This is a genomic window from Rathayibacter sp. YIM 133350, assembly GCF_037404875.1.
In the GTDB taxonomy this organism is placed as follows: domain Bacteria; phylum Actinomycetota; class Actinomycetes; order Actinomycetales; family Microbacteriaceae; genus Orlajensenia.
In genome coordinates, this window is sequence record NZ_JBBELO010000034.1 from 1 (window position 1) to 16,420 (window position 16,420).

The window sequence follows — 16,420 nt, forward strand, 5'->3', positions numbered from 1 at the left end:
CCGCATCAACCGCTATCTATAACCGATGACCAGCCCCACTTACACAGAAAAGTTGACAAGCTCGGACACGACAGATCGGCTCGACCCCGAACCGGCCCTTATAGGTGTCGATGTAGTCGCAGATCACAGCCGTGGGCGGTCGAGCTCCGCCGCGAAAAAAGCCGACGCGGTCTTCAGGATCTCGTTCGCCCGCCGAAGCTCCGCGTTCTCCTTCCGCAACCGCCGCAACTCCGCCGCCATGTCCGATGTGATCCCGGGACGTTTACCGGCATCGACCTCCGCCGCCCGCGTCCAACCGCGCAACGTGTCCACGCTCATTCCGAGAATCGACGCGACCTGGCGAACCGAGGCAGCCAACGACTCCTCCTGGTGCTCCGCCCGCCGCTCGAGATACAGCCGTACAGCCCGCTCCTTGAACTCGGGCTCGAACTTGATGCCACTGACCATGACTCATCTTCTTTCGTTGAGAAAGAAGCGTCCACTAAACCCAGTGCGGTTCAGCCTGTCGAAGGGCCGCACCCCACACGCACGGTACGACGCTTCGACCAGCTCAGCGAACAGACCCTCCCGACCCAGCCACCGTCACGAGCCGACCCCCAGCACGAGACCCAGCTATCGTTCCCTGAGCCTGTCGAAGGGTCCCGACCGCGCACCAGGCACGACGCTTCGACAAGCTCAGCGAACAGACTCTCCCGACCCAGCCACCGCCACGAGCCGAGGGCCCACGCAAGACCCGGCCACCGTCCCCTGAGCCTGTCGAAGGGCCCCGACCCGCACGCACGGTACGACGCTTCGACAAGCTCAGCGAACAGACCCGCCCGACCCAGCCAGCGTCCCGAGCCGACCGCCGGCACGAGACCCAGCCACCGTTCCCTGAGCCTGTCGAAGGGCCGCGACGGCCGTGAACGACTCCCTCACCGTCGCGGTTGGCCTCCAATGGATTCACTTGTCGTCACCAAGGACTCCTGAGGCGATGAGATTGCCGATGCTGAATCGTGGCCTACATGTACATCCTCTTGTGCGCCAACGGCGCCTACTACACCGGCAGCACGGACAAGCCGCTCGAGGCGAGGGTGTGGGAACACAACCAAGGGATAGGTGCGAACTTCACACGCAAGCATCGACCGGTGACCGTGGCGTATGCAGTCTGGACTGATCGCGTCGATGACGCGTACTACCTCGAGAAGCGCGTCCACGGGTGGAGTCGGGCGAAGAAGGAGGCGCTGATTCGAGGTGAATTCGACCGGCTTCCTTCGCTGTCGAGGAATGCCAAGCGCCGGGCTGAAGAGTCCGAATAGGGGAAGGTGACCGGTCATGCGGCACGGAGCGACGCTTCGACAGGCTCAGCGAACAGACGCTCTGGACCCAGCCGCCATCACGAGCCGACCGCCGGCGCGAGACCCAGCCACCGTTCTCTTAGCCTGTCGAAGGGGGCCGCAACCCACACGGACGGCACCACGCTTCGACAGGCTCAGCGAACAGACCCTCCCGACCCAGCCACCGTTGCCTGAGCCTGTCGAAGGGGGGCGAGTACCGAGTGTCAGAGGATGGGCAGGAAGAAGTACCGCAGGCTGGCCAGCAACAGCAGCACCGTCAAGCCCACCAGCAGCCAGATCTGCGCCTGCCGCCGACGGATGCTGCGCGTCTCCACGAAGATCAGTCCCACGAGCGCGCCACCGACCAGACCGCCAACGTGTGCCTGCCAGGCCACGTTGAGCCCGGGGATGAAGCCGATCACGAGGTTGATTCCCACGAGGATGAGCAGTTGCGTCATGTTGCCGCCCAGCCGCCGCTGGATCACGAGGAACGCACCCATGAGGCCGAAGATGGCGCCCGATGCGCCCACCACCTGCGTCGAGTACGGAGCGAGCCAGATCACGCCGACGGATCCCGCGAGACCGCTGATCAGGTAGAGGCTCAGGAACCGCCCGCGCCCTAGGAGACTCTCGAGCAACTGCCCGAAGATCCACAGCGTGTACATGTTCAGCAGCACGTGGAAGATGAAGCCCGTCGAGTGCACGAACACCGACGTGATCAGCCGCCACGGCTGCAGGCTCACCGGGTCCATCGCCTGGGGCGTGAAGAACAGCCACGCGGTGACGTTGAGCCCGGGAACCAGCTGCAGCACGAACACGAACAGCGTGATCCCGATGAGCGAGTACGTCACGACGGGCGCACCGCGTCCCGCCATCCGTGTCAGGACGGCGGGACGCGTGCGTGGTGCAGAGGCGCGCTGCTCCTTCATGCACTCCGGGCAGATGACGCCGACGGCTCCGGGCGTCTGGCACTCCGGGCAGATCGTGCGGCCGCAGCGCTGGCAGAGCACGTAGCTCTGCCGATCCGGATGCCGATAGCAGTGATTCGTGTCGACATCCGGGGCATCACTCATCGCAGGCTAGACCTCTTCGACGGAGATGGACTCGATGGCGACATCGCTCAGCGGCTTGTCGCGGCCATCGGTGGGAACCGCGGCGAGCTTCTCGACGATCTCCTGCGATGCGGGGTCTTCGACGGCGCCGAAGATGGTGTGCTTGCCCTGCAGCCAGGTCGTCGGCGCAACGGTGATGAAGAACTGCGAACCGTTGGTTCCGCGGCCGTTCTGCTTGCCGGCATTCGCCATGGCGAGAATGTACGGCTGGGTGAAGTCGAGGTCGGGGCTGATCTCGTCGTCGAACTGGTAGCCGGGGCCGCCGATGCCCTGTCCGAGAGGGTCGCCGCCCTGGATCATGAAGCCGGGGATGATGCGGTGGAAGATGACGCCGTCGTACAGCGGGTCGGTGCTCTTCTTACCGGTGGCGGGATGCGTCCACTCGATCTCTCCCGTGGCCAGACCCACGAAGTTGGCGACCGTCTTGGGTGCGTGGTTGCCGTAGAGATTGACCTTGATGGGGCCGAGGGTGGTGTTGATCGTTGCGACCGCAGTGTGCTTGGACATGGCCACCATCCTATAAAGACAGCCCTAACGAAACCCGTGATCCTGAGCAAGCCCCTAGCGAACAGGGCATTCGGTGGCAAGATGGGAGAGTTCGCCCCCGACACGATGGAGGTCACGATGAGCCTGTCCCGTAAGCGCCGCAAGGAATTGAAGAAGCTGCGCGCAAGCGCCGAAGAACTGTGGAACCACCAGCAGGAGGTGCTCGACCGGGCAAACCACGTGGCCCGTGAGGCCAGCCGCCAGGTGAGCTACCTCACACGCGAGGAGGTCGCGCCCCGCGTGCGCGACAGCTACGAGCATTACCTCGCGCCGAGCGTCGACAACGCGCGTTCCCTCGCGAAGACCGCGGGCGGCGTTGTGCTTCCCGCGATCGGCAGCACCCTCGGCACCGTGCTCTCCATCGGCGACATCGCAAAGGACGCCCGGGTGAAGGCGGCGATCGCTCGCCTCAAGGGAACCCCCGTTGTGCCGCAGAAGAAGGGCCCGGGCGTGGGCACCTACATCGCCATCGGCGCCGGCGTGATCGCCGCAGCGGGCGTGGCGTATGCCGTGTGGCAGACGTTCCGTGCCGACGACGAGCTCTGGATCGCCGACGAGCCCATCGACTCCGCGGCGACGAGCACGAGCACGACCTCCGGCGACGACTCCGCAGTGAGCCTCTGAGCGAGGCTCGACGCTCGATTCTCGACCAAGGCCGCCGTCTCCGGATGGCGGCCTTCGTCGTGCCCGGTCTTCCCCGCGTCTGTTTCCCCATCAGCCATGGTGGCCGGCGAGCGGATGCCGTGTCTCAGTCGCGTACGTACGTGCCGGTCGCCGGCGGATTCGCGTTCAGCGAGAGGCCCACACGCACCAGCTCAACGGTCTTGAGTCGAGCGACATCGTCGAGATCCACCCACCGCGCCTCGTCGGTGCTTCCGCCCACCTCGTGGGTCAACTCCCCCGACACGATGGCAGCGCGATAGACGATGCGCAGCGCCTGCAGCGGGCGCAGGATGTGTGCCGGGCGATTCCTCGCCGGAATGACATGGGTATCGATGCCCAGGAACCGCTCGAGACTGGCCGAGTAGCCCGTCTCCTCATGGATCTCGCGCACAGCCGCATCCGCGGGGTGCTCGCCGGGATCGATCCCTCCCCCCGGCAGCGTCCAGCCGTTGCGTCCATGCTCATTCCAATGCGACAGCAGTATCTGGCCGTCGCGGATGATGACGCCGTACGCAGCGACGCGGATGTCCATGGCCATGCGCTTCACCCTACTGGGGCGTTAACGAAGAACGCCCGCCAAGCGGCGGGCGTCTCGTTCTCTGTGGAGCCTAGGAGATTCGAACTCCTGACATCCTGCTTGCAAAGCAGGCGCTCTACCAACTGAGCTAAGGCCCCCTGCGGGGATTCGGGGTGGGGCTACCAGGACTTGAACCTGGGACCTCTTCGTTATCAGCGAAGCGCTCTAACCGCCTGAGCTATAGCCCCCAAATGGCCAGATAGAAGACTACCCGACACCGTTGGATTGGCGAAATCGAGGCCGACTCGCGAACGAGTCGCGCCCCGATCAGCCGTCAGTTGTTGGTGAAGCCGACCAGCAGGCCGCCGGTGACCTTCACGCTGAGGTTGTACAGCACGGCGATGATCGCGCCGATGGCCGTGGTGACCACGAGGTTCAGCAGGGCGACCACGACGGTGAAGCCCATCACCTGACCGAGAGAGAGGAAGCTCTTCAGGTCGCTGGAGCTGCCGGCGACGTCTTTGAAGAGCTTGTTCGCGGCGTCGAACACACCGGTCTGGTTGACGACCGTGTAGACGAGGAAGGTGCCCACGATGGCGACGATGGCGATCGTCACCGCGATGAGGAAGGACAGCTTCACGGCCGACCAGAAGTCGATGTATACCAGCTTCAGGCGAACCTGCTTCGCGGGTGCACGCCGGGGCGACTTCTTCGCAAGCTTCTCGGCGACACTACTCATCTGTGCTCTCTTCCTTCTGCGGCTCGGCGTCCGCCTCGGCGGGCTCTTCGCCGTTCGTCAGGCCTCGCTCGCTGTTCTTCGCGATGGCGATGATTCGGTCATCATCGCGGAACTTCGCGAAGACCACCCCCATGGTGTCACGACCCTTCGCAGGGACCTCGGCGACGTCAGAGCGTACCACCTTGCCGCTGGCAAGAACCACCAAGACCTCGTCGCCCTCGTGCACGATGAGGGCGCCGACCAGGTCGCCGCGATCCTCGCTCAGCTTGGCCACCTTGATGCCCAGTCCCCCACGATTCTGCACGCGGTACTGGTCGACGGTGGTGCGCTTGGCGTAGCCGCCCTCGGTCACGATGAAGACCGAACTTGCCGCACCCTCGCCGCTGTCATCGCTCGACGGGGGAACGACGGATGCGTCGAGCAGCTCGTCGCCGGAGCGGAAGTCCATGCCCTTCACCCCCGAGGTGCTGCGGCCCATCGGGCGCAGCGCGGAGTCCGTGGCCTCGAAGCGCAGCGACATGCCCTTGCGGGAGACGAGCAGGATCTCATCGCCCTCATCCACGAGCAGCGCCGAGACCAGCTCGTCGTCTTCGCGCAGGTTGATCGCGATCACGCCGCGCGAGCGGTTGGTGTCGTAGGCGCTCAGCTCGGTCTTCTTGACGAGTCCGTTGCGCGTGGCGAGTACGAGGTACTGCGCCACGGCGTAGTCGCGGATGTCGAGGATCTGCGCGATCTGCTCGTCGGGCTGCAGTTCGAGCAGGTTGGCGACGTGCTGGCCCTTGGCGTCGCGGCCGCCCTCCTGGATCTCGTACGCCTTGGCGCGGTACACCCGGCCGAGGTTGGTGAAGAACAGCAGCCAGTGATGTGTGGTGGTGACGAAGAAGTGCTCCACCACGTCATCGGCACGCAGCTGGGCACCACGCACGCCCTTGCCGCCGCGGTGCTGCGAGCGGTAGTTGTCGCTGCGGGTGCGCTTGATGTAGCCGCCCCGGGTGACGGTGACGACCATCTCCTCTTCGGGGATGAGGTCTTCCACGCTCATGTCGCCGTCGAAGCCGAACATGATCTCGGTGCGGCGGTCATCGCCGTACTTGTCGGTGATCTCGGTCAGCTCGTCGCGCACGATCTCGCGCTGGCGCTCCGGGCTCGCGAGGATCGCCTTGAACTCGGCGATGATCACCTCGAGGCGGGCCAGTTCATCGATGATCTTCTGGCGCTCCAGGGCGGCCAGTCGCCGCAGCTGCATGGTGAGGATCGCATCCGCCTGCAGCTTGTCGATCTCGAGCAGCTTGATCAGGCCTTCGCGGGCCTCATCGGCGCTCGGAGAGCGGCGGATGAGGGCGATGACCTCATCGAGCGCGTCGAGCGCCTTCACGAGTCCGCGCTGGATGTGCGCGTCGGCCTCGGCCTGATCGAGGCGGTACTGCGTCCGGCGGACGATGACCTCGATCTGGTGGTCGACCCAGAGTGCGATGAAGCCGTCGATGGGAAGCGTGCGCGGCACGCCGTCGACGATCGCCAGCATGTTCGCGCCGAAGTTCTCCTGCAGCTGCGTGTGCTTGTAGAGGTTGTTCAGAACGACCTTCGCCACGGCGTCGCGCTTGAGCACCACGACCAGGCGCTGGCCGGTACGACCAGAGGTCTCGTCACGGATGTCGGCGATGCCCGAGATCTTGCCGTCCTTGACGAGGTCGGCGATCTTGATGGCGAGGTTGTCGGGGTTCACCTGGTACGGCAGTTCGGTCACGACGAGGCAGGTACGACCCTGGATCTCCTCGATCGCGACGACGGCGCGCATGGTGATCGAGCCACGGCCGGTGCGGTAGGCATCGTGGATGCCCTTCACGCCGAGAATCTGGGCCCCGGTCGGGAAGTCCGGCCCCTTGATGCGCTGGATGAGCGCGTTCTGCAGCTCCTCGCGCGTGGCCTCGGGGTGCTCGAGCGCCCAGAGGGCACCGGACGCGACCTCGCGCAGGTTGTGCGGCGGGATGTTGGTGGCCATGCCGACCGCGATGCCGACGGAGCCGTTCACCAGCAGGTTGGGGAAGCGCGCCGGCAGAACCGTGGGCTCCTGGGTGCGACCGTCGTAGTTGTCCTGGAAGTCGACGGTGTTCTCGTGGATGTCCCGCACCATCTCCATGGCGAGGGGGGCCATCTTGGTCTCCGTGTACCGGTGGGCGGCGGCGCCGTCATTTCCGGCCGATCCGAAGTTGCCCTGGCCCAGTGCAAGCGGGTAGCGCAGGCTCCACGGCTGAACGAGCCGAACGAGCGCGTCGTACACCGAGCTGTCGCCGTGCGGGTGGAACTGGCCCATCACGTCGCCGATGACGCGGGTGCACTTGGAGAAGCCGCGGTCGGGCCGGTAGCCGCCGTCGAACATCGTGTAGATCACGCGCCGGTGCACGGGCTTCAACCCGTCGCGCACGTCGGGCAGCGCTCGACCGATGATCACGCTCATCGCGTAGTCGAGGTAGGAGCGCTGCATCTCCAACTGCAGGTCGACCTGGTCGATGCGGCCGTGAACGCCCGGGCCCTCGCCGTCGGTGGTGGTTTGGTCTGCCATCAGTCTTCTTTCCGTGTGGCCTGTGGTCGTGCGGCATCCGCGTCAGCGGGATGCCGGATGCGACCGCGTGTCAGATGTCGAGGAACCTGACGTCTTTCGCGTTCTTCTGAATGAATGCCCGTCGGCTCTCGACGTCTTCACCCATGAGAGTGGAGAAGATCTCGTCGGCCGCCGCGGCATCCTCGAGCGTGACCTGCAGCAGCGTGCGCGTCTCGGGGTTCATCGTGGTCTCCCACAGCTCGGAGTAGTCCATCTCGCCGAGGCCCTTGTAGCGCTGGATGCCATTGTCCTTCGGCATCCGCTTGCCCGAGGCCTGGCCCGCCGCCACGAGAGCGTCGCGCTCGCGATCGGAGTAGACGTATTCGTGCGGCGAGTTGGTCCACTTGAGCCGGTAGAGCGGCGGCTGCGCGAGGTAGACGTAGCCGAGGTCGATGAGCGGCCGCATGAAGCGGAACAGCAGCGTCAGCAGCAGCGTCGAGATGTGCTGGCCGTCGACATCCGCATCGGCCATGAGCACGATCTTGTGGTAGCGCGCCTTCTCGGGGTTGAAGTCCTCGCCGATGCCGGCGCCGAACGCCGTGATCATGGTCTGGATCTCCGCGTTGCCGAGCGCACGATCCAGGCGCGCCTTCTCGACGTTCAGGATCTTGCCGCGCAGCGGCAGGATGGCCTGGGTCATCGGGTTGCGGCCCTGCACGGCGGAGCCGCCGGCCGAGTCGCCCTCGACGAGGAAGATCTCGGAGAGTGTCGGGTCCTTCGACTGGCAGTCCTTGAGCTTGCCGGGCATGCCGCTGGACTCCAGCAGGCCCTTGCGGCGGGTTGCCTCTCGCGCCTTGCGGGCGGCGAGGCGCGCGGTGGCGGCCTGGATCGCCTTGCGGATGATGTCGCGCGCCTGGTTCGGGTTGCGGTCGAACCAGTCGGTGAGCGACTCGCCGACGACGCGCTGCACGAACGACTTCGCCTCGGTGTTGCCGAGCTTGGTCTTGGTCTGCCCCTCGAACTGCGGTTCGCTCAGCTTCACCGAGATGACGGCCGTGAGACCTTCCCGCACGTCGTCGCCGGAGAGGTTCTCGTCCTTCTCCTTGAGGATGCCCTTCTCGCGCGCGTAGCGGTTGATGAGCGTCGTGAGTGCGGCACGGAAGCCTTCTTCGTGCGTTCCACCCTCGTGCGTGTTGATGGTGTTCGCGTACGTGTGCACACTCTCGGTGTATCCCGTGGTCCACTGCATCGCGACCTCGAGGGCGATCTTGCGCTCGGTGTCCTCCGACTCGAGCGAGATGATCTCCTCGTGCACGAGGTCGGCCTTCTTCGAGTGATTGAGGTACTCGACGTAGTCCTTCAGGCCCTGCTCGTACAGGAAGGAGTCCGAACGCGGGTTCCCTTCCTCGTCGAGCGAGACCTCGCGCCTGTCTGTGAGCCGGATCGTCAGGCCCTTGTTGAGGAAGGCCATCTGCTGGAACCGCACGCGCAGGGTCTCGTAGTCGTATTCGACCGTCTCGAAGATCTCAGGGCTGGCCCAGAACGTGATGGTGGTTCCGGTCTCGTCGGAGGGCTCGTCCATGGAGAGCGGAGCATCCGGAACGCCGACGGTGTAGCTCTGTCGCCAGACGTGCTCCTGGCGGCGAACCTCCACGTCGAGCTTGCTCGAGAGTGCGTTCACGACCGACGATCCCACACCGTGCAGGCCACCCGAGACCGCGTACCCGCCGCCTCCGAACTTGCCGCCGGCGTGCAGCACGGTCAGCACGACCTCGACCGAGCTGCGACCCTGGGCCTTGTTGAGGTCAACCGGGATGCCGCGGCCATTGTCGACGACCCGCACTCCGCCGTCCGCGAGAATGGTGATGTCGATGAGATCGCAGTAGCCGGCGAGGGCCTCGTCGACGGAGTTGTCGACGATCTCGTAGACGAGGTGGTGCAACCCGCGAGGACCGGTGGAACCGATGTACATTCCGGGTCGTTTGCGAACGGCTTCAAGTCCTTCGAGAACTTGGATGGCGTCTGCACCGTATTCGGGCGCGGGAACGGCCTGGTTCGGTTCCGCTGTCATATGAAATTGGGCTCCTGACCGTCGTGTGAGCGACTCTTCAGTCTACCAAACAGGGGTGCCCGATCCGTTCAGGACGGCCCCTGTGAGCGGCTTTCTTCGGCCGGGTGACCGAAAATGTCTTGTCACCCGTAGGTATCGCGTGGGCCACGCCCTGGAATCGATCGTGGGCCCTTTTTCCACGAAGGGGCGTCCGGCCCGAGAAAACGGATGCTGGTGATGCCGGCATCCGGATACCGCTGGGCGATGCGCGTCATCATGTCCACACGCATGAGCCGCAGCTGCGTCGCCCAGGCCGTCGACTCACACTGCACGGTGAGCCTGCCCTCGTCGATGCCCGCGGGAGTGGAGTGGTTCGCGGTCTCCTCGCCGGCGATCTCGGTCCATGATGCCAGCAGGTCTGACTGGGCGAGGGGAGACTGCCAGCCCAGCTGGGTGGAGAGCGCGCCGAGTGCCTCCGCCAGTCCCTTCGGATCGCGCCCGGGGCCGTACGGAAGGTTGGCCGGGTTGTCGCCGCGGCGCCGACGCACGTCCCTGCGGCGGGTCGCCGCGCGCTTCGATCCATCGCCGAAGAGGTCCTTCAGGTGAAGGTAGAACCGGCTGGCCTCGGTGAGGGGCGTCTCGTCGTCGGTGTCAGGCATCCATCACCTCGCCGTTCTCGATGCGCACCAGGTGCTTCGCGAGTGTCTCGGGTACGTCTTCGAAGACCGCCGCAGTGATGAGAACCTGCTCGTAGCCGTGCACCGCCTCCGCGAGACGTTGGCGCCGCGCGAGATCCAGCTCCGCGAACACGTCGTCGAGAACAAGCACGGGGTCACCGCTCGCGAAGTCGTGACGCAGCAACTGAGCCGAGGCGAGCTTGAGGGCGAGCGCGTACGACCACGATTCCCCGTGACTGGCGTACCCCTTCGCCGGAAGCGCGTTGAGCATGAGCAGGAGGTCGTCGCGGTGCGGGCCCACCAGGGTCACGGCGCGCTCGAGCTCCTGGCGGCGACGGCTCGCAATCGCGTCACGGAATCGCTCCGCGGTCGAGGCGATGCTCTCGCTCGGCCGCTCGAGGGGTGAATCGTCGTCGGTCATGTCGTCGATGGAGAGCAGCGGCACCAGTCGGGGCACGTGGTCGTCACCGGCGACGGATTGGTAGGCCGAGACGAGCGGTGCACGCAATTGCTCCACGAGCGCGAGCCTCTCGTCGATGATCTCGGTGCCGAGGGCGACGAGGCGCTCGTCCCAGATGTCGAGGGTGCTCATGGCGCTCGGTTTCACGCCACTGGCCCGCGCAGATTTGAGCAGGCTGTTGCGTTGCTTCAGCACGCGCTCGTAGTCGGCCATCACGGATGCGAGTCGCGGTGTGCGCTGAACGAGCAGTTCGTCGAGATAGCGTCGCCGACCGGCCGGATCACCGCGCACGAGCGCGAGGTCCTCCGGAGCGAAGAGAACACTGTGGCAGTAGCGCACGAGCTCGCGGGGGCGCACCTGTCCGCGGTTCAGCTGGGCTCGATTCTGGCCGGAACGGTTGATCTGCAGTTCGGCGAGCAACTCGCGCTCGCCGCTCTGCAGCCGGGCCCGGATGATGGCCGCATCCTCGCCCGACCGGATGAGCGGGGCATCCGTGGCCACCCGGTGCGAGCCGAGAGTGGCCAGGTACCCGACGGCCTCGACCATGTTCGTCTTGCCCTGGCCGTTGCGGCCGACGATCAGGTTGGGCCCGGCGACGAAGTCGACCTCGGCGGCCCTGTAGTTGCGATAGTCCTTCAGGGAGAGGTGCGCGATGCGCATGCACCTCTCCCCTCGAATGGAATACCGCGGCTGCTTCAGCCGGCGGACTTGACCCCGTGGCCGCCGAACTGCTGGCGCAGGGCGGCGACGGCCTTCATGGCCGGGGACTGGTCTTGACGCGATACGAAACGGGCGAAGATCGACGCACTGATGGTCGGCACCGGCACGGCGTTCTCGAGCGCCTCTTCGATGGTCCAGCGGCCCTCGCCGGAGTCCTCGACGTAGCCGGCGATCTTGTCGAACTCGGGGTCCTGCTCGAGGGCGCGCACGAGCAGCTCGAGCAGCCAAGAGCGAACGACGGTGCCGCGCTGCCAGGCCTTGAAGGTTCCCGGAACGTCTTTGATGAGGTCCTCGCGCTTGTCGAGCAGTTCGTAACCCTCGGCGTAGGCCTGCATCAGGGCGTACTCGATGCCGTTGTGCACCATCTTGGCGTAGTGCCCGGCGCCGATCTCGCCGACGTGCACGAAGCCCTCCTCGCGGGGGCCTTCGGGACGCAGGGCGTCGAAGATCGGCATGGCGCGCTGCACCTCGTCGGCCGAACCGCCGACCATGAGGCCGTAGCCGTTCTCATGGCCCCAGATGCCGCCCGAGACGCCGGCATCGATGTAGTTGATGCCCTTCTCCGCGAGTTCCGCGCCGTGCTTGAAGTCTTCCGTGAAGCGCGAGTTGCCGCCGTCGATCACGAGGTCGCCCGGCTCGAGCAGGCCGGCCAGGTCGGTGATGACACCGTCGGTGATCTCCCCGGCGGGCACCATGACCCAGACGATGCGGGGAGTCGGAAGCGCCGCCACGAGGTCGGCGAGCGAGCCGGCATCCGTCACGTCGGGGTTGCGGTCATAGCCGGTCACCTCGATGTCGTGTTCACGCAGGCGGGCACGCATGTTGCCGCCCATTCTTCCGAGACCGATGAGCCCGATGTGCATGGGAGAACTCCCTATTGTGTTGATTTATCTAGCGAAGAAGCAGGTTCGGCTGCAACAGATAACGATAGCTGTCCGAACCGGCGGTCTCGCGCGAGGTCTGGCTCGTGATGAGCACCGGACCCGGCTTGTTGGGATTCTCGGTCTTCGTGAACGAGATCCGCACGTACTCGGAATGCACGGCGCCCAGGCCGTCGAGCAGGAACTGCGGCTTCAGTGAGACGACGGTGTCAGTGCCGGTCAGGATGGCGTCGATGGTCTCGGATGCCTGCGCCTGCTCCGAGCCGATGGCCTCGAGCGTCAGGCCCTCTGACGAGAACGTGTAGCGCAGGGCCGCCTCGCGCTCGAGCACGAGCGCGACCCGTCGCGTGGCCTCGATGAGGTCTGCCGTGTTCATGACCGCGTAGTTGTCGACGGACTCGGGGAACAACCGGCGCACAGGCGGGAAATTGCCCTTGATCAGCAGCGACGTGACCGTCTTCTTGTTCGCGGTGAAGGCGATCAGCTCGCGGTCGTCCTTGCTCGTGATGGCGACCGAGATGGTTCCGCTGTGCCCGAAGGTCTTGCCGACCTCCTGCAGGGTGCGGGCGGGCACCAGCGCAGCCACAGAAGGGGCGCCATTGCTGCCGCCGTCCCAGTCGATCTCGCGAACGGCGACGCGGTATCGGTCGGTGGCGACGAGGCCGAGGCTGTTCTCGCCCACCTCGAGCTGCACGCCGGTGATCACCGGCGTCACGTCATCGCGCGAGGCTGCGACGGCGACCTGGGCGACGGCGCTGGCGAACTCCTCCGCCGGCACGACCCCGGTCTCCTCGCTCACCTGCGGGATGCTGGGATATTCCTCGACCGGCATCGAGAGCAGGGTGAAGCTTGCGGATCCGCAGCTGACGACGATGCGGGACTCCTCGGTCGCGAACCTCACGGGAGCGTTCGGAAGCCGGCTGGCGATCTCGGCCAGAAGCCGCCCGGAGACGAGCACCGTTCCCGGCTCCTCGACGTCGGCGACGATCTCCGTCTGGGCGGAGACTTCGTAGTCGAACGAGGAGAGCACCAGGCCGTCGACTGTCGCTTCGATGAGCACGCCGCTGAGGATCGGCAGCGTCGTTCGCTGGGGAAGCAGCTTGACGGCGAAGGAAACAGCCTCACTGAAGACGTCGCGATTGGCTTGGAACTTCACGTGAGCCACTCCTGTCATTGAACCCGGTGCGCTCCATGCTAGCCGTTGGCCTACGGCGCCGTGCAGCCCTCTTCGAGTGGGGCGAAGCAGGCCGAGCCGGGTGTGCGCGGCCGAGCCGACGGTCCGAAAAAGTTGTCGAGCCGGAGTGTTAAAAGAAATGTGCTTAACGGTGTTAACAAGTGTGGAAACTGTGGATAACTATGCGCCTCCCGCGGAATCCTGCCGAACTACACGGTTGTGACTTGTGAGGGAGCTGTGATCGTTAAGGGGATCGCGTTGCCCTGCCATCCGCGTGATTCCGGGCCTGATTCACAATCGGAGCACATCCGTCAACAGCAACGGCCGTCTTACTCGTTAAGTTTCCACAGGTTATGCACAATGTGTGAGTAGCGGCATATCTTGGCCAACGTATTCCACAGGGGCAAGGCCCTCGTTCGGGTTCGAGGGGGCCGCGGTTACTTGTAGCGGTGCGTCTGCTTGATGCGGTTGGTGAGCTCGGTGACCTGGTTGTAGATGGAGCGACGCTCCTTCATCAACTCGCTGATCTTCTTGTTGGCGTACATGACCGTCGTGTGGTCGCGATTGCCGAAGAGCTGCCCGATCTTGGGCAGGGAGAGATTCGTCAGTTCCCGACACAGGTACATGGCGATCTGCCGCGCGGTGGCGACGGCCTGGGACCGGCTCGACCCGTAGAGATCGTCGACCGTGAGCTTGAAGTACTCCGCTGTGTTCGTGATGATGTCCACCGGCGCGATCACGTTGTCTTCGTCGAGCGTGATGAGGTCTTTCAGAACCGTCTGGACGAGGGTCATGTCGACGGGGGTGCGATTCAGGCTGGCGAAGGCCGTGACGCGGATGAGCGTGCCCTCGAGTTCGCGGATGTTCGAGGAGACCTTGGTGGCGATGAACTCGAGGATGTCATCGGGAACCTGCAGCTTGTCGTTCTGCGCCTTCTTGCGCAGGATCGCGATGCGGGTCTCGAGGTCGGGCGCCTGAACGTCGGTGATGAGTCCCCACTCGAAGCGGGACCGCATCCGGTCTTCGAAGCCGGTGAGGTGCTTCGGGGGCAGGTCGCTCGTGATCACGACCTGCTTGTTGTGGTCGTGAAGCGTGTTGAAGGTGTGGAAGAACGCTTCCTGGGTCTCCGCCTTGCCCTGCAGGAACTGGATGTCATCGATCAGCAGGATGTCGATGTTCCGGTAGCGCGCCTGGAAGACCGAGCCCCGGTTGTTCGCGATCGAGTTGATGAAGTCGTTGGTGAACTCCTCGCTACTGACGTAGCGCACACGGATGCCGGGATACAGGCTCATGGCGTAGTGGCCGATGGCGTGCAGCAGGTGCGTCTTGCCGAGGCCGGACTCGCCGTAGACGAACAGGGGGTTGTATGCCTTGGCCGGAGCTTCGGCGACGGCGACGGCCGCCGCGTGGGCGAAGCGGTTGGACTGGCCGATGACGAAGTTGTCGAAGCTGTACTTGGGGTTCAGCCGAGTGTCGGTCGAGCGCTCTGCCGGGGCCGATTCGAAGATCGACTGCGGTGCTGCAGGGGTCTCGACGTTGTCGAAGGCGGTCTCAGTGTTCGCCCGGGGCTGCTCCTGTTCGAGCTCGGGATTGACGACGACATAGAAGCTCGTCACCTCGGTGGGAAGCTTCGCCACGGCCGAGAGCAACGGCGCACGCATGCGCTGGTTGAGCATGCTGGCCGTGAAGTCGTTCGGCACCTCGAGGTAGAACGTGCCGGCCGCGATGCCCTTGGGAACCACGAGACCGAGGAATCCGTAGAGCATGGGAGTGACACTCGGATCGGCGGAGAGGGTGCCCAGCACGTCTCTCCACGTCTCATCGATCGGCTGTTCGCCGTCTGCCATGCCCAACTCGCAATCGTTCGAGGTGCCATCCGGTTCATGTCCTCGACGCTGAGTTTGCCCGGTCGGCAAAGTATTCACAAAGTTATCCACTGCCTGTGTGCAATACCGGCGGATTTCCAGCTTTCGTGCACCCAAAGCTGGGGATAACTTCCTCCACACGGTAGTGGGGGCGCATCCGTCGATCAAATCTCTCTGGCGAGTGCGGCGTGTCGATCACCCCAAAGCTCCGAGAATGGGGAGAATCGTCTGTTCTGATGGCTTCCGGTTTGACCCTCGCGGGGGAAGGCCCTAGGTTTAATCAGTTGACGATGAGCCCGAGGGCTCTCCCCTGCCTTCCCGGCCGTGCGATTCATGGTGCGTGGAGATCCAATACCTGGAGATCAGACAATGAGCAAGAGAACGTTCCAGCCGAACAACCGCCGTCGTGCCAAGGTGCACGGCTTCCGTCTGCGCATGCGCACCCGCGCCGGCCGCGCGATCCTTTCCGCACGTCGCCGCAAGGGACGCACCGAGCTCTCCGCTTAAGCACTGCGGTGCTCGCCAGGGCGAATCGTGTCACCGATGGCACCGACTACCGTCTGGCGGTGCGGCGTGGCCGACGTTTCGTCGCCGCGCACACCGTGACCTACGTCAGGCCGAACCCATCGACCGACTCGGTTCGCTTCGGCTTCATCGTCGCCAAGAACGTGGGCTCCGCCACTCGCCGCAATCTCGTGCGTCGCCGGCTCAAGGCGGCGAGCTTCGAGATGGTCGGTATGGCGAGACAGGGCACGGATGTCGTCATCCGTGCCCTTCCTGGTGCGTACGAGGCATCGTGGGACGCCCTTCACGACGAAGTCGTCGATGCGGTGAACAGGGGTGCAGTGTGAGGATCCTCAGACTGGCGCTCCTGCTTCCGCGGAATGTCGCGGTGGTGCTGCTTCGCGGATATCGCGCCGTCATCTCCCCCCTGTACGGCGACGTCTGCCGGTATTACCCCTCATGTTCGGCGTATACACTGCAGGCGATCCAGGCGCGTGGACTCATCGTCGGATCAGCCCTGGGTCTCTGGCGCATCGCCCGCTGCCACCCGTGGGCGGAAGGCGGCATCGATGACGTGCCGCAGGGCCGTGACCGAGGGTATCGGCTGACTCAATTCGGATTTGTTGTTGCAGGCCAAGGAAAGGGCTGACACCA

General features: G+C 65.0%; 16 protein-coding genes, 2 tRNA genes and 2 pseudogenes. 5 read left to right on the plus strand and 15 right to left on the minus strand.

The window, feature by feature from the left end:
- Positions 1-64: 64 nt before the first annotated feature.
- Both WDJ51_RS15520 and WDJ51_RS15525 read right to left on the minus strand, forming a co-directional pair.
- Positions 65-231: pseudogene (locus tag WDJ51_RS15520) on the minus strand (IS3 family transposase); the annotation flags it as partial.
- A gap of 21 nt (positions 232-252) precedes the next feature.
- Positions 253-447 (minus strand): annotated as a pseudogene (locus WDJ51_RS15525) (hypothetical protein); the annotation flags it as partial.
- Between the two features lie 557 nt (positions 448-1,004).
- Here WDJ51_RS15525 and WDJ51_RS13010 point away from each other — a divergent pair.
- A complete protein-coding gene (locus WDJ51_RS13010) occupies positions 1,005-1,298 on the plus strand; it encodes a GIY-YIG nuclease family protein (RefSeq protein WP_337853064.1) in 294 nt (97 codons plus the stop codon).
- A gap of 242 nt (positions 1,299-1,540) precedes the next feature.
- Here the strand turns inward: WDJ51_RS13010 and WDJ51_RS13015 are convergent, their stop codons facing one another.
- Positions 1,541-2,389 (minus strand): rhomboid family intramembrane serine protease, encoded by an 849-nt coding sequence (locus tag WDJ51_RS13015; protein WP_337852898.1) that lies wholly within the window; start codon positions 2,387-2,389, stop codon positions 1,541-1,543.
- Between the two features lie 6 nt (positions 2,390-2,395).
- Complete coding sequence (locus WDJ51_RS13020) at positions 2,396-2,935, minus strand: peptidylprolyl isomerase (RefSeq protein WP_337852899.1); 540 nt, start codon at positions 2,933-2,935, stop codon at positions 2,396-2,398.
- Between the two features lie 81 nt (positions 2,936-3,016).
- Here WDJ51_RS13020 and WDJ51_RS13025 point away from each other — a divergent pair, with 81 nt between their 5' ends.
- Positions 3,017-3,598 carry a hypothetical protein gene (locus tag WDJ51_RS13025; protein ID WP_337852900.1) on the plus strand — a complete coding sequence of 194 codons (582 nt, stop codon included), beginning with the start codon at positions 3,017-3,019 and terminating at the stop codon, positions 3,596-3,598.
- Positions 3,599-3,722: 124 nt separating this feature from the next.
- Here the strand turns inward: WDJ51_RS13025 and WDJ51_RS13030 are convergent, their stop codons facing one another.
- From WDJ51_RS13030 to dnaA, 11 genes are all read right to left on the minus strand, one after another.
- A complete protein-coding gene (locus WDJ51_RS13030; RefSeq protein ID WP_337852901.1) occupies positions 3,723-4,175 on the minus strand; it encodes an NUDIX hydrolase in 453 nt (150 codons plus the stop codon).
- Positions 4,176-4,239: 64 nt separating this feature from the next.
- A tRNA-Ala gene (locus tag WDJ51_RS13035) sits at positions 4,240-4,312 on the minus strand.
- 16 nt (positions 4,313-4,328) lie between these two features.
- Positions 4,329-4,402 (minus strand) — tRNA-Ile (locus tag WDJ51_RS13040).
- An 86-nt stretch (positions 4,403-4,488) separates the two neighbouring features.
- Entirely contained in the window at positions 4,489-4,893 is a 405-nt protein-coding gene (locus WDJ51_RS13045; protein WP_337852902.1) for a DUF3566 domain-containing protein, read from the minus strand.
- Positions 4,886-7,456, minus strand: a complete 2,571-nt coding sequence (gene gyrA, locus WDJ51_RS13050) for a DNA gyrase subunit A (RefSeq protein ID WP_337852903.1) — start codon at positions 7,454-7,456, stop codon at positions 4,886-4,888. Before gyrA ends, WDJ51_RS13045 begins: the two co-directional genes overlap by 8 nt.
- Before the next feature lie 70 nt (positions 7,457-7,526).
- Positions 7,527-9,506 carry a DNA topoisomerase (ATP-hydrolyzing) subunit B gene (gene gyrB / locus WDJ51_RS13055; RefSeq protein ID WP_337852904.1) on the minus strand — a complete coding sequence of 660 codons (1,980 nt, stop codon included), beginning with the start codon at positions 9,504-9,506 and terminating at the stop codon, positions 7,527-7,529.
- Between the two features lie 122 nt (positions 9,507-9,628).
- On the minus strand, positions 9,629-10,144 hold the full coding sequence (locus tag WDJ51_RS13060) for a DUF721 domain-containing protein (RefSeq protein ID WP_337852905.1): 516 nt from the start codon (positions 10,142-10,144) through the stop codon (positions 9,629-9,631).
- The gene (recF, locus tag WDJ51_RS13065; RefSeq protein ID WP_337852906.1) at positions 10,137-11,282 is read right to left on the minus strand and encodes a DNA replication/repair protein RecF; all 1,146 of its coding nucleotides are present in this window, start codon (positions 11,280-11,282) and stop codon (positions 10,137-10,139) included. Before recF ends, WDJ51_RS13060 begins: the two co-directional genes overlap by 8 nt.
- A 35-nt stretch (positions 11,283-11,317) precedes the next feature.
- Positions 11,318-12,205, minus strand: coding sequence for a phosphogluconate dehydrogenase (NAD(+)-dependent, decarboxylating) (gene gnd, locus WDJ51_RS13070; RefSeq protein WP_337852907.1), 888 nt, complete (start codon positions 12,203-12,205; stop codon positions 11,318-11,320).
- A gap of 28 nt (positions 12,206-12,233) precedes the next feature.
- The gene (gene dnaN, locus WDJ51_RS13075; protein WP_337852908.1) at positions 12,234-13,379 is read right to left on the minus strand and encodes a DNA polymerase III subunit beta; all 1,146 of its coding nucleotides are present in this window, start codon (positions 13,377-13,379) and stop codon (positions 12,234-12,236) included.
- 455 nt (positions 13,380-13,834) lie between these two features.
- Positions 13,835-15,244 (minus strand): chromosomal replication initiator protein DnaA, encoded by a 1,410-nt coding sequence (gene dnaA / locus WDJ51_RS13080; protein WP_337852909.1) that lies wholly within the window; start codon positions 15,242-15,244, stop codon positions 13,835-13,837.
- A gap of 387 nt (positions 15,245-15,631) precedes the next feature.
- Between dnaA and rpmH the strand changes: the two genes are divergently transcribed.
- The 3 genes from rpmH to yidD are packed head-to-tail and all read left to right on the plus strand — an operon-like array spanning position 15,632 to position 16,415.
- Positions 15,632-15,769 carry a 50S ribosomal protein L34 gene (gene rpmH, locus WDJ51_RS13085; protein WP_022895130.1) on the plus strand — a complete coding sequence of 46 codons (138 nt, stop codon included), beginning with the start codon at positions 15,632-15,634 and terminating at the stop codon, positions 15,767-15,769.
- Between the two features lie 8 nt (positions 15,770-15,777).
- Positions 15,778-16,113, plus strand: coding sequence for a ribonuclease P protein component (gene rnpA, locus WDJ51_RS13090; protein ID WP_337852910.1), 336 nt, complete (start codon positions 15,778-15,780; stop codon positions 16,111-16,113).
- A 44-nt stretch (positions 16,114-16,157) separates the two neighbouring features.
- Positions 16,158-16,415 carry a membrane protein insertion efficiency factor YidD gene (yidD, locus tag WDJ51_RS13095; protein ID WP_337853065.1) on the plus strand — a complete coding sequence of 86 codons (258 nt, stop codon included), beginning with the start codon at positions 16,158-16,160 and terminating at the stop codon, positions 16,413-16,415.
- Positions 16,416-16,420 lie beyond the last annotated feature (5 nt).

What these genes read in the sequence shown, in the direction of transcription:
- rpmH (WP_022895130.1), top strand. Translation starts at nt 15,632, where the DNA reads ATGAGCAAGAGAACGTTCCAGCCGAACAACCGCCGTCGTGCCAAGGTG.
- WDJ51_RS13045 (WP_337852902.1), bottom strand. Translation starts at nt 4,893, where the DNA reads ATGAGTAGTGTCGCCGAGAAGCTTGCGAAGAAGTCGCCCCGGCGTGCA.
- WDJ51_RS13030 (WP_337852901.1), bottom strand. Translation starts at nt 4,175, where the DNA reads ATGGCCATGGACATCCGCGTCGCTGCGTACGGCGTCATCATCCGCGAC.
- WDJ51_RS13025 (WP_337852900.1), top strand. Translation starts at nt 3,017, where the DNA reads ATGGGAGAGTTCGCCCCCGACACGATGGAGGTCACGATGAGCCTGTCC.
- gyrA (WP_337852903.1), bottom strand. Translation starts at nt 7,456, where the DNA reads ATGGCAGACCAAACCACCACCGACGGCGAGGGCCCGGGCGTTCACGGC.
- WDJ51_RS13010 (WP_337853064.1), top strand. Translation starts at nt 1,005, where the DNA reads ATGTACATCCTCTTGTGCGCCAACGGCGCCTACTACACCGGCAGCACG.
- recF (WP_337852906.1), bottom strand. Translation starts at nt 11,282, where the DNA reads ATGCGCATCGCGCACCTCTCCCTGAAGGACTATCGCAACTACAGGGCC.
- gnd (WP_337852907.1), bottom strand. Translation starts at nt 12,205, where the DNA reads ATGCACATCGGGCTCATCGGTCTCGGAAGAATGGGCGGCAACATGCGT.
- WDJ51_RS13060 (WP_337852905.1), bottom strand. Translation starts at nt 10,144, where the DNA reads ATGCCTGACACCGACGACGAGACGCCCCTCACCGAGGCCAGCCGGTTC.
- WDJ51_RS13015 (WP_337852898.1), bottom strand. Translation starts at nt 2,389, where the DNA reads ATGAGTGATGCCCCGGATGTCGACACGAATCACTGCTATCGGCATCCG.
- gyrB (WP_337852904.1), bottom strand. Translation starts at nt 9,506, where the DNA reads ATGACAGCGGAACCGAACCAGGCCGTTCCCGCGCCCGAATACGGTGCA.
- WDJ51_RS13020 (WP_337852899.1), bottom strand. Translation starts at nt 2,935, where the DNA reads ATGTCCAAGCACACTGCGGTCGCAACGATCAACACCACCCTCGGCCCC.
- dnaA (WP_337852909.1), bottom strand. Translation starts at nt 15,244, where the DNA reads ATGGCAGACGGCGAACAGCCGATCGATGAGACGTGGAGAGACGTGCTG.